Origin of the sequence: Tepidibacillus sp. HK-1 (genome assembly GCF_001748485.2) — a bacterium.
Lineage (GTDB): Bacteria > Bacillota > Bacilli > Tepidibacillales > Tepidibacillaceae > Tepidibacillus_B > Tepidibacillus_B infernus.
Genome location: NZ_BDGM02000006.1, coordinates 38,893 through 57,297 on the forward strand (window position 1 = coordinate 38,893; position 18,405 = coordinate 57,297).

An 18,405-nucleotide genomic window follows, 5' to 3' on the forward strand; every position below is an offset into this window, starting at 1 on the left:
AATTTTTATATAATTCTCAATCCTATTGAAAAACCCTTCTTGGAAAGTTCATTTTTCCTTATATCTAAAGATGAACCCAACTTCTGCCTAGTGAATAGAATATGGAAGGAGGGATGACGATGAGTGAAATCTCCATTATTTTGGAACGCATAAGTAAGAACTATCATACACAAACAGATGAAATTCTAGCGGTCAAGGATATTGATTTATCGATAAAAAAAGGTGAATTTATTAGTCTGGTTGGACCAAGCGGATGTGGTAAAAGTACAATTTTGTCGATGATATCAGGCCTATTTCCACCATCTGAAGGGAAAATTATCATTAATGGTCAAGAAGTAACTGGTCCTTCACAAAAAATTGGATATATGCTACAACAAGACTATTTACTAAAATGGCGTACGATTGAAGAGAATATCCTCCTAGGTTTAGAGATACAAGGAAGATTAAATGAAATAACAAAAAAACATGCTCTATACCTGTTAGATGAAATGGGGCTATCTTCTTATGCTAAAGCACATCCAAACCAATTATCAGGCGGAATGAGACAGCGGGTTGCTTTGGTTCGGACATTAGCGACAAACCCAGATATTTTGTTATTAGATGAACCGTTTTCTGCATTAGACTACCAAACCAAATTAAAGTTAGAAGACCTAGTAGTAGAAACGATTCGTAAGCATCAAAAAACCACAATTCTAGTTACCCATGACCTTGGTGAAGCCATTGCCATGTCAGACCGAGTCGTCATTTTAGGAAAAAATCCTGGGCACGTGAAAAAAATCATTCCAATCCCCGATGGATTGCGTGATCCTCTTCCTTTTATAACAAGAGAAAAATCTGAATTTCAAACTTATTTTCATATGATATGGGGGGAAATGGATAATGATGAATAAGTTTTTTACAAAAGGTGCAAAATCTATTGAACACGGTGCCTACTTAGCCAAACTGCGGTTAAACCACATCTATGTCCGAATTACCCAACTGATCATTGTTATCATTTTTCTTGGTATGTGGGAATTAACCGTAAATCTTCAATGGGTTGATGAATTTTTATTTAGTAAACCCAGTAAAATCTGGGGATTATTTGTACAAATGTTGGTTGCAGGTGAATTACAGCATCATATCTATATTACCGTATTGGAGACCTTTGTGGGATTTATCTTGGGAACGGTCTTTGGTACTGCTCTTGCCACCCTCATCTGGGTATCACCTTTTATATCAAAAGTGTTAGATCCTTATTTAGTTATTTTAAATGGGATGCCAAAGGTTGCCTTAGGTCCTATTTTTATTGTTGCCTTTGGAGCTGGATATGTCTCAATTATTGTGATGGCTTTAGCTATTTCCATTATCATTACAACGATCGTCGTGTATACAAGTTTCAAGGAAGTGGATCCTAATTATCTAAAACTAGCCCAAACATTTGGAGCGAAAAAGTATCAAATCTTTTTCAAAATTATTTTGCCTGCTTCTTTTCCTACGATCATCTCCACATTAAAAGTGAATGTTGGTTTGTCTTGGGTAGGGGTCATTGTAGGGGAATTTTTAGTTTCTAAAGCAGGACTCGGCTATTTGATTATCTATGGTTTCCAAGTTTTTAATTTAACATTGGTTATGATGAGTTTATTTGTCATTAGCATTGCAGCAACCGTTATGTATCAAGCTGTATCTCTTCTTGAGAAAAAAATTCTATCGATTCATGAATAAGTTTATCATTGGAAAGATAGGTGTCCCACATGATATACTAAATAAGCCTAGCAAACTATAACTAACATTTTAGAGGTGGGAGTGGTAGATAGTGAAAAATAAACGTTTTCTAGCAGATTCTATTCTGCTAATAGTGGCTCTCATTTGGGGAACCACTTTTGTTATGGTTCAAAACGCGATCTCTATTTTATTACCACATAGTTTTAATGGTATCCGTTTTGCTCTTGCTTCATTAATTTTGTTTCCTATCATTCTCATGATTGATCGAAATAGTTTCACATCCCTTGGCAAAAGAGGATGGATCGCAGGAACCTTGTTGGGAGTTTTTTTATTTGGAGGATACGCATTTCAAACGGTTGGCTTATTGTACACCTCTGCATCAAAAGCAGGGTTTATCACCGGTTTAAACGTTGTTCTGGTTCCCATTTTCTCAATTCTGTTGTTAAAGGTTCTTCCAAAATGGCCAACGATTTTAGGGAGTATTCTTGCAGCTGTTGGACTTTATCTTTTGACGATGGTCGAAACATCAAGTATCCAATTTGGGGATTTCTTGATCTTTATGTGTGCGATTTTCTTTGCTTTACAAATCGTATTTACTGGAAAATACGCTCCGAATTATCCAACTTTACCCTTGGCTTGGATTCAAATTAGTGTTGTTGCTATCTTAAGTTTAATCTTTGCATTTTTGTTTGAGGACTTTACTCATCAAGTCATTTTAGGTGTTATCCTACAAAAAGAAGTATTATTCGCATTATTTATTACTGCAGTTTTTGCAACTACTTTTGCTTTTGTCGCTCAAACGATGCTACAAACCTATACAACATCAACTCGTGTTGCCATAATCTTTTCTATGGAACCTGTCTTTGCCGCTTTAACATCTTATTTGATTCAAAATGAAAGATTAACCTCTTTTGCTATCATCGGTGGATTGTTTATTATCCTTGGAATGATCTTAGCAGAGATTCCACCAGAAGCATTTGCAAACAAAATTCGATTTAAAAGCAAAAGAAATGACCTGGTATAATTTTATTCCAGGTCATTTTCCTCTTTATTTGTGATATAAGGGATGATTTCATTCCATAATTGATCTTTTCCATATCCTGTTTCTGATGAAAACAACACGATTTTATCTTCAGGAGCCAATTGTAAGATTTCTATGGCAATTTTACGATGTTTTTCCCATTTTCCTTTGGGAATTTTATCTGCTTTGGTTCCAATGACAAGAACAGGAATTCTAAAGTGCTTTAGCCATTCATACATCATTTGATCATCCTTTGTGGGCGGATGGCGTAGATCTGTTATTAGCAAAACAATTTTTAATTCCTCACGTTTGGTTAGATATTCTTCGATCATTTTTCCCCAAGCAGCCCTTTGCTGCTTAGAAACTTTTGCAAAGCCATATCCCGGTAAATCGACAAAATAAAATTGTTGATTTATACGATAAAAATTTAAGGTTTGAGTTTTGCCAGGTTTTGAACTGGTTCTTGCCAATCCTTTACGTTGGATCATTTTATTAATAAGAGATGACTTTCCTACATTGGAACGCCCTGCCAGAGCAATTTCTGGTAGGGCTTCCTTTGGATACTGGCTAGGTTTTACTGCACTTATGACAATTTCTGCTTCCGTTACTTTCATTGTTCCACCAACGCCTTTTCCAACACTTGATCCAGATGTTCTACAGGGATAAAAGTTAGATCCTTCTTCACACTATCAGGAATATCCTCTAGATCTTTTTCATTATCTTTAGGAATGATAATCGTTGTTAGACCGGCTCGATGAGCAGCCAAAGATTTTTCCTTAAGGCCACCAATAGGTAATACTCTCCCCCTTAAGGTAATCTCTCCAGTCATTCCTACGTGTTTAGAAACTGGAATACCTGTTAATGCGGAAACTAAAGCAGTAGCCATCGTAATTCCCGCTGAAGGGCCATCTTTTGGTATTGCACCTTCAGGAACATGGATATGGATATCATTTTTCTCCAAAAATTCTGGGTCAATTTTTAAGTCATTTGCCTTTGAACGTATATAGCTAAATGCTGCTTGAGCAGATTCTTTCATCACATCGCCTAATTGCCCTGTTAGGGTTAGTCTTCCTTTGCCAGGAAAAACAGATACTTCTATGGTTAACGTATCACCGCCAACAGCTGTCCACGCTAATCCTGTTACAGCACCAATTTGATCCTCTGTTTCAGCCATTCCATAACGAAATCTAGATTTGCCTAAAAATTGATTTACATTTTTGGCGGTAACTACCACTTTTTTCTTTTCCCCTATGACGATGATTTTCGCCGCTTTTCTACTTAATGTCGCCATCTGTCTTTCTAGATTTCTTACCCCTGCTTCCCTTGTGTAACGACGGATTACTTCGATAATTGCATCCTCATGTACTTGAAGCTTATCTTTCGATAATCCATGTTCTTCCATTTGTTTTGGAAGCAAGTATTTTTTGGCGATTTGTAGTTTTTCTAATTCTGTATAACCTGAAATTTCTAAGACTTCCATTCGATCTAATAAAGGCCTTGGAATAGTATGTACTGTATTGGCTGTTGTAATAAACATAACCTTTGATAAATCATATGGAATCTCAATATAGTGGTCACTAAAGGTATTATTCTGTTCTGGGTCTAACACTTCTAATAAAGCAGATGCAGGGTCACCTCTAAAGTCTGAAGCCATCTTATCAATTTCATCTAAGATAAAGACCGGATTGATGGTTCCTGCCGTTTTCATCCCTTGGATGATTCGACCTGGCATTGCTCCAACATAGGTTCTTCGATGACCTCTAATTTCTGATTCATCACGTACCCCGCCAAGAGAAATTCGAACAAATTTTCTTCCTAAAGATTTGGCTATCGACTTCGCTAGTGAGGTTTTACCTACCCCTGGAGGCCCAACCAAACAAAGGATAGGCCCTTTTAATTTTTTGGTAAGTTTTTGAACAGCCAAATACTCAAGCACACGTTCCTTGGCCTTTTCTAAACCATAATGATCTGTATCAAGGATTTCCTGAGCTTTTTTAATATCGAGATCATCTTCAGTACTTTGTGTCCAGGGTATATCAAATAACCAATCAATATAGGTTCGAATCACTGTTCCTTCTGCAGAAGCAGTAGGTATTTTCTCAAGACGATCAATTTCCTTGGTGATTTTCTCAAGTACATAGTCTGGAGCTTCAAGCTGATTTAACTTATTACGAAGCTCTTCTACTTCACCTGCTCGCCCTTCCTTATCCCCGAGTTCCTTCTGAATAGCTTTCATTTGTTCACGCAAATAATATTCCTTTTGCGTTTTTTCCATCTGTTTTTTAACTCGCTGGCTAATTTTCTTCTCTAGTTCTAGAACTTCTCTTTCATTATTTAGAATTTCTAAGATTTTTTCTAAACGTTCTTTTACAGACACCAACTCTAAAATATCTTGTTTATCTTTAATCTTTAATGGTAGATGAGAAGCAATGACATCAGTGAGACGCCCAGGCTCATCAATATCAACGATAGAGGCTAATGTTTCTGGTGAGATTTTTTTCGATACATTCACATATTGTTCAAATTGCTCTAGGGCAGATCTCATTAATGCTTCGACAATCGCATCCGCCTCATCCTGCTCTTCTAGCACCCGATAAACTACTTCAAAATAGGAATCTTCCTTAACGTATTCTACAATTCTCGCCCGATAAAGTCCCTCAACCAAGACGCGAATCGTACCATTCGGTAATTTTAACATTTGTCGAACCTTTGAAACGGTTCCGATTTTATAAATATCTTGAATGGAAGGTTCTTCTATTTGAACTTTTTCTTGAGTCGCTAATAGAATAAGGGAATCATCTTTCATCATTGCTTGATCTAATGCCTTAACCGATTTTTCCCTGCCAACATCTAAATGCAATACCATACTTGGATAAACAAGTAGGCCTCTTAATGGTAAAAGAGGAAGGGTTTTTTCTTTTTTATCACTTGAACCCATTCTTTAGCACCTCCATGCCAAAAATACAGAACAAAAAAGCAATATCTATGTACATTCAAATGAAATTTTAACCTATATTTATCTATTTGTCTAATTCATAGCTTTAAAATTTAATGTGGTAGGAGATGCTGAAAAAACTTCGGCAGTCATTGCATAAGACTCTTCTTCGACTTTTGTTAAAGCCCAATCTAAGACTTCTTCAATCGTCTCTACTTTTATTACTTCGATACCTTGAAATTCTTTGAAAATGTGCTGCCAATTTTCTTTTGGAATCAATATTCTTTTTACTCCTGCTTGTCTTGCTGCCTCAACCTTAGCAATCACACCACCAATCGGTTTTACTTTTCCATGAATACTTACTTCCCCAGTCATCGCCAGTCTTGAGTCGATCGGAATCTTTTTGACCGCAGAATAGATCGCCGTGGCCATCGTGATCCCTGCAGAAGGTCCGTCGATTGGAGTTCCTCCTGGGAAATTGATATGAATATCGTAATCATAAGGATTGATGTCTGTCTTTAGGTTTAGAACGGTTAACACATTTTCTAAGGAGCCTAAAGCCATACTCTTCCTTCTGATAGTTTTTTGGGAACCACCTATCTGTTCTTCTTCTACCACTCCAGTGATTTTCACCTTTCCTTGCCCAAGGCTAGCTTTTTTAGCAGTGACTTCAATTTCTAATAAGGTTCCCATATTTGGCCCATAGACAGCTAAACCATTCACTACACCAATTTCTGCTTTCCCAGAAATTTGGTGATCAGGTCTTGGCGATAATTGACTACTTTGAATAACCCATTCAAAATCTTTAGCTAAAATCATTTTTCGGTGCTCTGATAGCGCAATTCCTGCAGCAATTTGAACCAAATTAACAGCCTCACGGCCATTATTTGCATACTTTTTACCAATTTCAATCACATCTTGTTCATACTGTAGTTCAATTTTATCTAAAGCGTTTTTAATAATGATCGCTATATCATTAGAAGTTAATGGTTTAAAAAAGATTTCTACACATCTTGATCGAATCGCTGGAGGTATCTCATGGGGTTGTCTAGTGGTTGCACCAACCAAGCGAAAGTCTGCTGGAAGACCATTTTGAAAGATATCATGGATATGCTTTGGTATATTCGGATCTTCCGAATTATAATAAGCACTTTCTAGGATCACTTTTCTGTCTTCCAATACTTTTAATAATTTATTGATTTGAATCGGATGTAATTCACCAATTTCATCAATAAATAAGATGCCACCATGGGCTTTTGTTGCTGCTCCAGGTTTGGGTTGAGGAATTCCTGCTGCTCCCATCGCCCCTGCTCCTTGATAAATAGGATCATGAACAGATCCTATCAATGGATCTGCAATCCCACGTTCGTCAAATCTAGCAGTTGTTGCATCGATTTCAACAAACTTTGAATCCATATTAAATGGTGAATAAGGAAGTTGCCTTGCTTCATTTAAGACTAATCGAGCGGCTGCAGTTTTACCTATTCCTGGTGGTCCATAAATGATCACATGTTGAGGATTGGGACTGCAAAGAGCTGCTCGTAAAGCCTTTAATCCTTCTTGTTGTCCAATGATTTCTTGAAACGTACTCGGTCTTGTTTTCTCTGCCAATGGTTCGGTTAAGGAAATTTGTCTTAGTTTCTGCAACTTTTCTAATTCTTTCTTTGATTCTCGATCGACTGCTGTTCGATTTTGATGTTGGTTCCTTAGCAAATTCCAAAAATAGAGACCTATGATGATCCCAAAAAACACTTGTATACTTATAATTATCGCTGTAAAATTCATTGATATCCCCCCAAGGTTTTCCTTTTAGTGTTTAGAAACTAACATATAGTATTGCCTTAGGAGGGAAATGGTAATCACAAAGAGTAAAAAAGAAATGGCATGTTTCAGCCATTTCTAAAATGTGATTACTGTTTATTCATTGATCTTATGCACTTTCCTCTTTGCGGGTCACAGGAAGGATTTCTCCTTCATGATTATAAAGCGTAGGTGGTAGTTTTTTTACGATGCAATCTTCGGTAATGACACATTTAGATACATCATTTCTAGAAGGTAATTCATACATTACATTTAGTAGAACTCCTTCTATGATGGAACGAAGTCCCCTTGCACCGGTATTTCGTTTCATTGCTTCCTTAGCAATTGCAACCAATGCATCTTGTTCAAACTCCAATTTTACATTATCCATCTCAAGTATCTTTTGATATTGTTTCACTAATGCGTTTTTAGGTGTTGTTAGAATTTGAATAAGCGCCTCTTCATCCAACTGATCCAAGGTAGAAATCACGGGAATACGACCAACAAACTCTGGGATCAAACCAAATTTCAAAAGGTCTTCAGGTAATACCTTAGAAAGAATTTCTCCTTTTGTGGGTTCTGTTCCAGCAGTTGAGCCAAACCCAATCACTTTTTTACCAATACGACGTTTTATGATATTTTCAATACCATCAAATGCTCCACCTACTATGAATAAAATATTGGTCGTATCAATTTGAATAAACTCTTGATGGGGGTGTTTACGACCTCCTTGTGGTGGTACACTGGCAGTGGTTCCTTCCAAGATTTTAAGAAGTGCTTGTTGAACTCCTTCTCCAGAAACATCGCGGGTAATCGATGGGTTCTCAGATTTTCTAGCAATTTTGTCGATTTCATCAATATAAATAATTCCCCGCTCAGCACGTTCTATATCATAATCAGCCGCTTGAATCAATTTAAGTAGAATGTTCTCTACATCTTCCCCAACATAACCAGCTTCTGTTAGTGAAGTGGCATCAGCAATCGCAAAAGGAACATTTAGAATTTTAGCCAATGTTTGTGCTAATAAAGTTTTTCCACTGCCTGTAGGTCCTAACAATAAGATATTGCTTTTCTGTAATTCAACATCATCAAATTTATTGGTGATGTTAATTCTTTTATAATGATTATATACGGCAACAGAAAGCGTTTTCTTCGCAGATTCCTGACCAATCACATACTGATCCAATATTTCCCTAATTTCTTGTGGTTTTGGTACATCTTGAAGGTTTACTTCCTCTTCATGGCCAATTTCTTCTTCAATAATCTCATTACATAGTTCAATACACTCATCACAAATATATACGCCAGGTCCTGCAACAAGTTTGCGAACTTGTTCCTGGGACTTACCACAAAAAGAACATTTTAGTGTTCCCTTTTCATCGCTAAATTTAAACATTCTAAAAATTCACCCCTAACTAAGGTATAAAGTGAGGATCTTGCTACCATCAAAGTTCTATGCACTTTTTTACCTATTGTATCATAAATTGTGTCATGAATGTTAAAAACAAGGCACGGAACTCCGTGCCTTTTTTATTTTTTGTCAACTCTTTTACTTACTTTGCTCTAATAAAAAATCAATGGTTTTGCGAATTTGCAGATCTGCTTTTAAGCCTTCCAAACCATCACGTGCGGAGAAGATTTGACGAATTTCTTCTACATCACGTTGGTATTGTTCTGCTAAATGTTGTAATTCATGCTCTAGTTCTTCATCCGATACTTCAATATTCTCTGCTTTTGCAATCGCATCTAATACTAAATTGGTTTTAACATGATTTTCTGCGTCTTTTTTGAACTGTTCTTTTAATCCATTTTCATCTGTCCCAGAGAATTGATAGTAAAGATCTAAATTCATGCCTTGATAAGCAAGCTGTTGTTCAAAATCCTTAATCATTCGATCTACTTCGTTGTTAACCATCACTTCAGGAATATCTACAGTCGCATTTTCCGCTGCTTTTTCTACTACAGTATCTTTACGATAGTGTTCTTCCTCATGTGCGGCTTTCTCTTCTAATTTTTTCTTAATATCCGCTTTTAATTCATCTAATGTTTCAAAATCCACATCTTTTGCAAAATCATCATTTAATTCTGGTAATTGTTTTCGTTTAATATCATGGAGTACGACTTTAAATATTGCTTCTTTACCAGCTAAATCTTCACTATGATAGTTTTCTGGGAAAGTAACGACAACGTCTTTTTCGTCACCTTTTTTCATACCGATGATTTGGTCCTCAAACCCTGGAATAAACGTCCCAGATCCAATCTCTAATGAATAATTATTCCCTTTGCCACCTGGGAAAGCAACACCATCTACAAAACCTTCAAAATCGATCACTGCAATATCTCCATTTTCAACAGAGCCTTCTTCTACTACAATTAATTCAGCATGACGATTTTGCAATTGTTTTAATTCGTCTTCAATATCTTCTTCTTTTACAGAGAAATCTTTAGCTAAGATTTCTAACCCTTTATATTCGCCCAATTGAACTTCAGGTTTAACTGTAACTGTTGCCTTAAAGATAAAAGGTTGACCTTGTTTAATTTGTTCTACATCAATTTCTGGACGATCCACTGGTTCGATTTTGGTTTCTTCAATTGCTTGGGAATAAGCTTCAGGTAACAAAATATCCAATGCATCATTGTAAAGCACTTCTACTCCAAAACGTTTTTCGAAGATATTACGTGGTACTTTTCCTTTACGAAATCCAGGTACATTTACTTGTTTAACTACCTTTTTAAATGCTTGGTCTAAGGCCTTTGTTACTTTTTCAACCTCTACTTCTACCTGAAGAACCACTTGATTCTTCTCTTTTTTTTCGACACTTGCTTTCATCTTATAAATTCCCCTCCTAAAACTCTTCCACCTATTTAAACCCATTACATGGTTTACTTCTATTAGGTCAAATTCGATCTACATGACAGTATAACCATTACATTATAACATAAACCTGTTTCTTTTCAATAACTGAATAAACCATCTAAGTTGAAGGTTTTATCATCATAAGAAAACCCACAAAAGTAACAACTTCTTTAGAAGCTGCTCCGATTACTTTTGTGGGATAAATATAGAAAACAGTTATGTACAATATAAAGCTGGCGTCCCAGGAGGGATTCGAACCCCCGACACACGGCTTAGAAGGCCGTTGCTCTATCCTGCTGAGCTACTGAGACTTGTCTTAATACAAACAAGATGATGGAGCGGATGACGGGAATCGAACCCGCGTTATCGGCTTGGGAAGCCGGTGTTCTACCATTGAACTACATCCGCCTAAATAAAATATCTCTAAATGACAAATGTTATTATAGCAATTTTAGGATTTAAGGTCAACATACTCTATTTTATTTTTTAGTTTTCTTATTGCATGAGCACGATGACTAATCTTGTTTTTTAGTGTCGGATCGATTTCTGCCATAGTCATTTTATATTGTGGTAGATAAAAGATCGGATCATAACCAAAACCATGTTCTCCCTTTGGTTCATAACCAATCATACCCTTACACGTTCCTCTTACAATGATAGTTTCTTCTCCTGGAATGGCAAAAGCAATTACACTGACAAACTGTGCAGTTCTCTTTTCCATATCAATGCTAGTCATCATATTTAATAATTTATGTATATTTTTTTGATCATTCTTTTCTTCTCCAGCAAAACGAGCGGAATAGATACCCGGTTTCCCACCTAAGGCATCAACCATTAAGCCTGAATCATCAGCAATTGTTGGTAACTGTAGTTGATCACTTATGGTTTCTGCTTTTTTCTTCGCATTTTCCTCAAAGCTTTCTCCATCTTCTTCAATATCTGGAATCTCACCAAATTCTTCTAAAGATTGAACACGGATTCCAAATGACTGAAACATCTCTTGAAATTCTTTAATTTTACCTTTATTTGTTGAGGCTATTACTACTTCCTTGATCTTCAACCGATTTCACTCCTACTAAATTTGCAACCTCTGCTAGAGCTTCTTTTTGGTACTCAATTAATTGCAAAATTCCCTGTTTCCCTAAAGATAATAATTGTCCTAGTTCTTCTTCTGTAAATGGAGATTCCTCACCAGTTCCTTGTATTTCAATATATTTACCTTCACCTGTCATCACAATATTCATATCTACTTTTGCTTGTGAATCCTCTTCATACATTAAATCTAAACGAGGTTCACCGTCAATAATTCCAACACTTGTTGCAGCAATAAAGGTCTGAATGGGCATGCTTGCTAATTTACCGTTTGTTATTATATGATGACATGCATCGACCATAGCAACAAAAGCACCAGTAATGGAAGCTGTTCTAGTTCCACCATCTGCCTGAATGACGTCACAATCAATTAGAATTGTTCTCTCACCTAAGGCTTCAAAATTAATGACTGATCGTAATGCCCTACCAATTAACCTTGAAATCTCCATTGTTCTTCCACTTACTTTACCCTTTATCGATTCTCTTTGATTTCTTGTATGGGTAGCTCTTGGAAGCATCGAATATTCAGCGGTGACCCAACCTTTTCCTTCCCCACGCATAAAAGGTGGAACGCGTTCTTCAACCGTCGCAGTACAGATGACTTTTGTATCTCCGACTTCAATTAATACTGAACCTTCTGCATGTTTTATGTAATTTCTTGTGATCTTTACTTTTCTTAATTCATTATTCTTTCTCTCATCTGGTCTCATCATCAAATCCTCCAATTTTTGTTCTTCCATTACATATTATGACCAATATCGTTTGATCTTTGCAAGAGTTTTACCATTAACAAAAACCTCTATCAAAGTTTTCTCGAAGAGGTAGTCAACTCCTTCTTTAGAGGAAGTTTTTGATGCCGATTGTTCGAGTTTAACTTTACTTTATTACTTTAATAAAATTAAACTTTCCAATACGGTAATAAAGGGGAGTTTATCAACCAACCCCCCTTTAACTTATTTCTCAACATTTTTATTGTGGGTTTTATTACAATAAACTTGCATTGATTGCAATTGGTCTTACAATTGGCTTCGATTGATTCTCTTTTAAGGTTTCGGTTTTTCCTTGAACTTTAATTTGCACTGATTTGGCTGGAGTATTCTCAGTAAGTGACCATACGATCATATCTATCACTTTTTGAGATAATTCTTGATTAAAGCCTAATAAATCATCGCTAAAATCGGCAACGACAAGATTGTTACTTACTTTTACATCTAATACTTTGGTCGATGGAAGCAAGGAACTGGTTAGATCAGTTCCTGACTTTGGACCAAGAATTAATTGTTCAATCGTTGCTTTTGCAATATCTTCAGTTGCCGGGATCAATCTTGTCACGGGAACTAAATATTCATGATCAGCTGTTGTTCTTTGAAAATAGATTGTCACAGGTGTCGTATGACCCATTTGAATGTTGTTTGCTAATTCAAGATTAATTCCATCTAATCGACTTAAAGGCCCTAATATTGGAGTTTTCCACTTTGGCATCTCTGTTAAAGGATAACCATTTACAGTAATTTCCACTTGTTCAACTGTTGGAAATTCAGTTAATGTCCATGTAATCGCATCTAAAATCTTCTTCTCATCGGCTGCACTTTCTGCTTCATAATTTAAAAATTCTCTTGAAAAGTCTACTTTTGCCAATTTTTGATCAGCTACTACTTTCATGGATAGTTTTGTTCCTGCAGGAATGACTGGTTTAAATCCAGCTGGTAACATTGCAGCTGCTGGTCCATCTACGATCATATAATTTAATACTTCTTGACCAATTCCAACAACTTTAGGAATATCCATGGTTAAGGGCACGACATCCCCTTTTTCATCTAAAAAATAAATCGTAAATTTCACTGTCTTCATATCTTGGTCGTTTTCAGCACTTGAAGATGTTTGATCTGGATTTACATTCGTTACCTCAAGTGTACTACCTGTCGTATCTTGACTTTCTAAGGTTGCTGGTGGTGGATCAATCTCTGTTTTTTCTTCTGGTCCATATAATCCACATCCTGTTAAAAGGATAGCCACCATACTGAACATGATGATCCATTTCATACCGTTTCCTATCATCATCTTTTCCCTCCTCAAGGCAATATCTATAATTATTTATACGAGCCCTGAGGAGAAATAGACCAACATTGTCCAAAAAAATTACAAATTAACCGACTCTACTTCTATTTTTTGGCCTAACCATTGTTCTGCAATTTGTTTGAAATGTATTGGATCTCCAGTTGTATAAAAACGATGAGCAGATGAATTTAAATGATGAGCAGCAATGTTTTGGTAATGAAGAATCGTACTTACTTCTCTCGCTGTTTCTTCAGCCGAACTTAACAGCTTTACATGACTTCCTACCACCTCTTGGATGTACTCACTAAGAATCGGGTAATGGGTACAGCCTAAAATCAATGAATCTATTTCTTTTTTGGCTATAGGTTTTAATGCTTCATTTACAATTTTTTTGATTTCCTCTTTTTCTTGAATACCACTTTCTACGAGTGGAACCAAAGAAGGGCATGCTTGACTAACAATAGATAGTTTAGGATTAATCTTTTTTAATGTTTGTTCGTATGCCCCACTAAAAATCGTTCCCTCTGTGCCAATCACACCGATTTTACCTGTTTTTGTGTGTTTAATCGCAGCTAAGCTACCAGGTCCTATGACGCCAACAACCGGAATATTCACTTTCTCTTTCACTGTATCTAAAGCAGCAGCTGTAGCCGTATTACAAGCAATTACAATCATTTTCACTTTTTGCTTCACTAAAAAATTGACAATTTCTAAGGTAAATTCTTTTACTTCCTCAGCAGGTCTAGAACCATATGGACACCTTGCTGTGTCTCCAAAGTAAATGACTTTCTCTTTTGGTAGTTGTCTAAAGATCTCTTTAACTACCGTTAACCCCCCTACTCCAGAATCTAATATCCCTATTGGTTGTTCTTCCATTATCTTCGGTTCCCCCTAAGAAGTCTTCATTCAAAGTTAAATATCCTTATCCATTTTTTCAAATAACTGTTGAAGCGCTAACTGAATTTTTTCTACTTCTTTTGGTTCCATATCTAGCAAAATACTTGATAAATAATCCCTTCTTGCTTCTAACACATCAGAAATAATTTGCTTCCCTTTTTCTAATAAGTGAATCTGTACAACACGGCGGTCTTTTTGATTCCGAACTCTTTCTACTAAATGGTTTTTCTCCATACGATCAATTAAGTCAGTTGTTGTACTAAAAGCTAAAAACATTTTATTGCTTAATTCACCGATCGTCATGTCCCCTTCCTCATTTAGCCACTGTAAAGCAACAAATTGTGGTGGGGTAATCGGAAAATCATTTAAGATTTCTCTTCCTTTTCTCTTAATGATTCCACTAATTTTTCTGAGTACGTATTCAATTTTTTCAATTTGTTGACGAGGGTGTTCCATATCTAAGAAACCTCCAAATACTTTTACATTTACTTATGTATTATATCAGAAAATGATTAAGATAACCCATTAGATTAAAAGACCCTACTAAATAGTAGAGTCTTTTAGGGGGTTAGCAGCGGTCTAAATTTTAAGTTCCCCGAGCCGAACCAATTCAACAACTGCTTGAGATCTTCCTTTGACACCAAGTTTCTGTATTACATTGCTGATATGGTTTCTAACAGTTTTTTCGCTAATAAACAGTTGTTTTGCGATTTCTTTTGTTGTCTTATCCTGAACCAATAATTCAAATACTTCTCTTTCTCGATTCGTCAACAGTGGTTTTGCATGCTGGTCATTACCCTTCAAAAGTTCCATCCCTCCTTGCTCGGGCTCATCAATTCACAAGGGAGATTTCAAATTATATTATGTGAAATGCATGAAGAAAGTGCATGGGTAAACTAGGCGATCATGGAATTTTAATAATTTCTTCAGCTGCAAAAGATAAAGATTCTAAACCTTTTTCTGTAACAACATAGGTATTTTCGATACCTATCACCCCTTTACCTGGAAAGGTGAATTTAGGTTCAATTGCAATGACCATTCCAACTTCTAAAGGCTGGTCTAACCCTTTTGCTAACACTGGCCATTCATCTAACTCAAGTCCAACCCCATGACCTAAGAACTTAACTTGATCCTCCTTAAATCCCATAAAATAATCTTCTAAACCAGCTTCTTTTGCCATTTTTAAAGCATTTAAATAATGTTGTGACCATAATGTGCCAGGTTTTGCTTGTTTCTCCGTATCCTTTAAGATATGCAATGAAACCTGATATGCTTCTTCTAATTCCTTTTCCAGTTCACCAATGATTGCCATACGAGTTTGGTCAACAATATAACCATTCACTGCAATCGCCATATCAATTAAAATAGGTTCATTTTTCTCAATCTTTTTCCAACCGGCCCCTTGTGGCATGGCTGGAGTTAAACCTTCTCCACCGGCAGGGCCATCAAAAGATGAGGGTACTGTTGCTGAACCTCCAGAAACAACCATCCCTAATACGATTTCTTGGTTATATGCTCTCATTCTAACTTGACCAATATGTCCTCTCACTCTTATAAATCTTTCTAATTCTGCAATAAATTCAACTTCTGTCATACCTAATCTTAAAAGATTTGGAACAGCTTGCATGGCATCATACGCCACTTGAGCAGATTGACGAATCATCTCAATTTCGTAGGCAGATTTGATGCTTCGTTGTAAACGAATCGTTGGAGAAAGGTCATAGAATTGCGTATCTGAAAATACTTTTTTGATTCGTACAAATTGATTATAAGGCAACACATCTAATTCAATTCCTACTTTTCTAAAAAGGTATCCTTTTTTTAAAAGTTGCTCAGGCAAATTTTTTAACGAGCCTAATGCTTCGATATTAAAAGGTGTTTCCTCTTTTGCTCTAACCATACTCTTTTTGACGAACAAGAGAGGTTCGCCGATCTTAGGGATAAACATTATTGAGTTTTGCATCGTACCTGAATAATAAAAGAGGTCTACATGCTGAGTAAGCAATGCTCCGTCATATTGCAGATGCTCAAGTAGTTGTTGTAGTTTTGCTACTCTCTCTTTTAGTTCCTGTTTAGGAACAACTTGATAATTCATTCAATCACCTACTTTATATTTTTCATAATTTTCTGAACAATATGCATCTCTATTGTACCTTAAACTTAAAAAAGAAAAAACCTCGATTTTGAGGTTTCTTTTGATCGCCAATTCAATTTACCACTCCATTTTTATAGTTAAATTTTATTTTGACAGAATTCGAGTATTTTCTCCATCGGTAGATAGTCCTAATTTTGTTGGAATATTGTTGCTTTTTACAAAATAGAATAGGTAGATTCGGGTAAAGAGGTCGAATTTTATCAATAAGTTGATAATGGTTGACAAAAATCCAATTCGCTTCTCTTGTGTCAATAGCAGGAACCCCTACTTCATGCTCTGAAAGTTGCAACATAGGAAATGGTAAGACATGGTATACGAAAATAACATTACCAAATGCTGAACAAGCTTGTATAGCTTCTTGAATCGAATAAGAAGCACTTGATTCTAAAAAATGCACCGGTTCAAAACCAAACCGTTCTAATAAATGTTGTCTATCTTGTTGTTGTGTTTTGTTTTGTCTTAAAATCGTTAACCTCGGAGATAAAACAGGATATTGATAAAGTAAATACTCGTAATCAATGCCATGAAAGTACATCATTTATTAAATGGATTTAAATAAATCCAGCCAATGATTGTATTCTTTATCTGTTTGTTCTAAAGGGGTAAACTTAAAATATTGCTCTGCCCATTTTAGCAATTCGTTCCTCCCTGTGAATGTAAAGGTTTCTTCTCCCCATTCTGTCGATATTTTTCTAACGATGATTTGCCTTCCTTGTACTTCTACATGCATTTGATTCCATTTGTCAAATTTATAGATCTGATGTTTATCCAATTCGCTCTCTCCTTTAATTCCCTTGATTGATATAGTTGTTAATTAAGTGTACAATTTGTCTATCATTGTAAATAGTATAGCATTTATTTCCTATCTCTAGTATGTTCAAATGAAGGATACCTATTTCTGTAAGGGTGGAAAAAGATGAAAGAATTAATGAATGTAACGATTCCTATTGAATGGGAAGGAATGATGATCAAAGAAATTTTATTTGATCATTACCATTTTTCTAGAAAATCGTTAAGTAAAATTAAAACTAACAATGGAATTTACCTAAATGGGAAAGCAGTCTATGTATCAACCCGTGTAAAACAAGGAGATCAATTACGGCTTTTGATTCCTATTGAAACTTCTTTTGATATCCTCCCACAACCTATCCCTTTAGATATTCGCTATGAGGATCAGGATGTGATTGTAATCAATAAACCTGCAGGAATTGTAGTACATCCAACAAGAAATCATTATCTTGGCACGATTGCTAATGGGCTGATGCATTATTGGAATGAAAAAGGGGACCAATGTCGTTTTCGCCCTGTTCATCGATTAGATAAAGATACAACCGGCCTTTTTGTCGTCGCTAAAAACCAATATGCTCACCATCAATTAGCATTACAATTACATGATCGAAGTTTGAAACGAACTTATTTAGCGTTGGTTCATGGATATGTAACGAAAGAAAAAGGGGTAATCGATGCACCCATTATGAAAGATCCTAATCATGCTATAAAAAGAATTGTAGTAACAAACCAACAACCGGAAGCCAAATCGGCTATTACTTATTATAAAACCATCGAAAGTTTTACAGATTTTTCATTATTAGAGTTACTATTAGCAACAGGAAGAACCCATCAGATACGTGTTCATATGAGCTGGATCAATCATCCCTTAGTTGGTGATGAATTGTATGGCGGGAAGACAGGTGAACATTGGTTAAATCATCAAGCCTTGCACGCCTCTAAGTTATCGTTCTATCATCCAATCACTCGTGAATATTTAACCTTTCAGGCGGAATTACCAACAGATATGCAAACTCTTATTTTCAGGGCGATAAACTAAATTTTGGCATGATAAAATAGCACACTTCCTTTTTATTTCCCATATGCTGTGATGAACAAAT

General features: G+C 36.0%; 18 protein-coding genes and 2 tRNA genes. 4 read left to right on the forward strand and 16 right to left on the reverse strand.

Annotated features, from left to right (window positions below; translation table 11 throughout):
• The first annotated feature begins 119 nt into the window (after positions 1–119).
• The 3 genes from BEN26_RS04330 to BEN26_RS04340 all read left to right on the forward strand — a co-directional run bounded on the left by BEN26_RS04330 (position 120) and on the right by BEN26_RS04340 (position 2,725).
• Positions 120–890: an ABC transporter ATP-binding protein gene (locus tag BEN26_RS04330; RefSeq protein ID WP_069797350.1), complete on the forward strand. Its 771-nt coding sequence runs from the start codon at positions 120–122 to the stop codon at positions 888–890.
• Entirely contained in the window at positions 880–1,701 is an 822-nt protein-coding gene (locus BEN26_RS04335) for an ABC transporter permease (protein WP_082732331.1), read from the forward strand. The genes BEN26_RS04330 and BEN26_RS04335 overlap by 11 nt, the downstream gene beginning before the upstream one ends.
• Positions 1,702–1,792: 91 nt before the next feature.
• Positions 1,793–2,725 carry a DMT family transporter gene (locus BEN26_RS04340; protein WP_068723013.1) on the forward strand — a complete coding sequence of 311 codons (933 nt, stop codon included), beginning with the start codon at positions 1,793–1,795 and terminating at the stop codon, positions 2,723–2,725.
• Positions 2,726–2,727: 2 nt separating this feature from the next.
• Here the strand turns inward: BEN26_RS04340 and yihA are convergent, their stop codons facing one another.
• The 16 genes from yihA to BEN26_RS04420 form a co-directional block, all read right to left on the reverse strand.
• A complete protein-coding gene (gene yihA, locus BEN26_RS04345) occupies positions 2,728–3,336 on the reverse strand; it encodes a ribosome biogenesis GTP-binding protein YihA/YsxC (protein ID WP_068723011.1) in 609 nt (202 codons plus the stop codon).
• Positions 3,333–5,660: an endopeptidase La gene (lon, locus tag BEN26_RS04350; RefSeq protein ID WP_069797352.1), complete on the reverse strand. Its 2,328-nt coding sequence runs from the start codon at positions 5,658–5,660 to the stop codon at positions 3,333–3,335. The genes yihA and lon overlap by 4 nt, the downstream gene beginning before the upstream one ends.
• 90 nt (positions 5,661–5,750) lie before the next feature.
• Positions 5,751–7,442: an ATP-dependent protease LonB gene (gene lonB, locus BEN26_RS04355; RefSeq protein WP_069797354.1), complete on the reverse strand. Its 1,692-nt coding sequence runs from the start codon at positions 7,440–7,442 to the stop codon at positions 5,751–5,753.
• Positions 7,443–7,587: 145 nt separating this feature from the next.
• Positions 7,588–8,853, reverse strand: coding sequence for an ATP-dependent protease ATP-binding subunit ClpX (gene clpX, locus BEN26_RS04360; RefSeq protein WP_069797356.1), 1,266 nt, complete (start codon positions 8,851–8,853; stop codon positions 7,588–7,590).
• A gap of 153 nt (positions 8,854–9,006) precedes the next feature.
• Positions 9,007–10,287, reverse strand: coding sequence for a trigger factor (gene tig, locus BEN26_RS04365; RefSeq protein ID WP_069797358.1), 1,281 nt, complete (start codon positions 10,285–10,287; stop codon positions 9,007–9,009).
• Positions 10,288–10,548: 261 nt separating this feature from the next.
• Positions 10,549–10,625, reverse strand: a tRNA-Arg gene (locus BEN26_RS04370).
• A 23-nt stretch (positions 10,626–10,648) separates the two neighbouring features.
• Positions 10,649–10,722: transfer RNA gene (locus BEN26_RS04375), tRNA-Gly, on the reverse strand.
• A gap of 43 nt (positions 10,723–10,765) precedes the next feature.
• Positions 10,766–11,368 (reverse strand): XTP/dITP diphosphatase, encoded by a 603-nt coding sequence (locus BEN26_RS04380; RefSeq protein WP_069797511.1) that lies wholly within the window; start codon positions 11,366–11,368, stop codon positions 10,766–10,768.
• On the reverse strand, positions 11,337–12,116 hold the full coding sequence (gene rph / locus BEN26_RS04385) for a ribonuclease PH (RefSeq protein WP_069797360.1): 780 nt from the start codon (positions 12,114–12,116) through the stop codon (positions 11,337–11,339). The genes BEN26_RS04380 and rph overlap by 32 nt, the downstream gene beginning before the upstream one ends.
• A 274-nt stretch (positions 12,117–12,390) precedes the next feature.
• Positions 12,391–13,467 (reverse strand): GerMN domain-containing protein, encoded by a 1,077-nt coding sequence (locus BEN26_RS04390; protein ID WP_069797362.1) that lies wholly within the window; start codon positions 13,465–13,467, stop codon positions 12,391–12,393.
• Positions 13,468–13,545: 78 nt separating this feature from the next.
• Positions 13,546–14,340 carry a glutamate racemase gene (racE, locus tag BEN26_RS04395; protein ID WP_069797364.1) on the reverse strand — a complete coding sequence of 265 codons (795 nt, stop codon included), beginning with the start codon at positions 14,338–14,340 and terminating at the stop codon, positions 13,546–13,548.
• Positions 14,341–14,376: 36 nt separating this feature from the next.
• Complete coding sequence (locus BEN26_RS04400) at positions 14,377–14,817, reverse strand: MarR family winged helix-turn-helix transcriptional regulator (RefSeq protein WP_069797366.1); 441 nt, start codon at positions 14,815–14,817, stop codon at positions 14,377–14,379.
• Between the two features lie 123 nt (positions 14,818–14,940).
• The gene (locus BEN26_RS04405) at positions 14,941–15,174 is read right to left on the reverse strand and encodes a helix-turn-helix domain-containing protein (RefSeq protein WP_153011981.1); all 234 of its coding nucleotides are present in this window, start codon (positions 15,172–15,174) and stop codon (positions 14,941–14,943) included.
• Between the two features lie 91 nt (positions 15,175–15,265).
• A complete protein-coding gene (locus tag BEN26_RS04410; RefSeq protein ID WP_069797368.1) occupies positions 15,266–16,456 on the reverse strand; it encodes a M24 family metallopeptidase in 1,191 nt (396 codons plus the stop codon).
• A 112-nt stretch (positions 16,457–16,568) separates the two neighbouring features.
• The gene (locus tag BEN26_RS04415; protein WP_181482190.1) at positions 16,569–17,054 is read right to left on the reverse strand and encodes a hypothetical protein; all 486 of its coding nucleotides are present in this window, start codon (positions 17,052–17,054) and stop codon (positions 16,569–16,571) included.
• Between the two features lie 3 nt (positions 17,055–17,057).
• Entirely contained in the window at positions 17,058–17,288 is a 231-nt protein-coding gene (locus tag BEN26_RS04420) for a hypothetical protein (RefSeq protein ID WP_084818682.1), read from the reverse strand.
• Positions 17,289–17,432: 144 nt separating this feature from the next.
• Here BEN26_RS04420 and BEN26_RS04425 point away from each other — a divergent pair, with 144 nt between their 5' ends.
• Positions 17,433–18,344 (forward strand): RluA family pseudouridine synthase, encoded by a 912-nt coding sequence (locus BEN26_RS04425; protein WP_084818683.1) that lies wholly within the window; start codon positions 17,433–17,435, stop codon positions 18,342–18,344.
• The last annotated feature ends 61 nt before the right edge of the window (positions 18,345–18,405 follow it).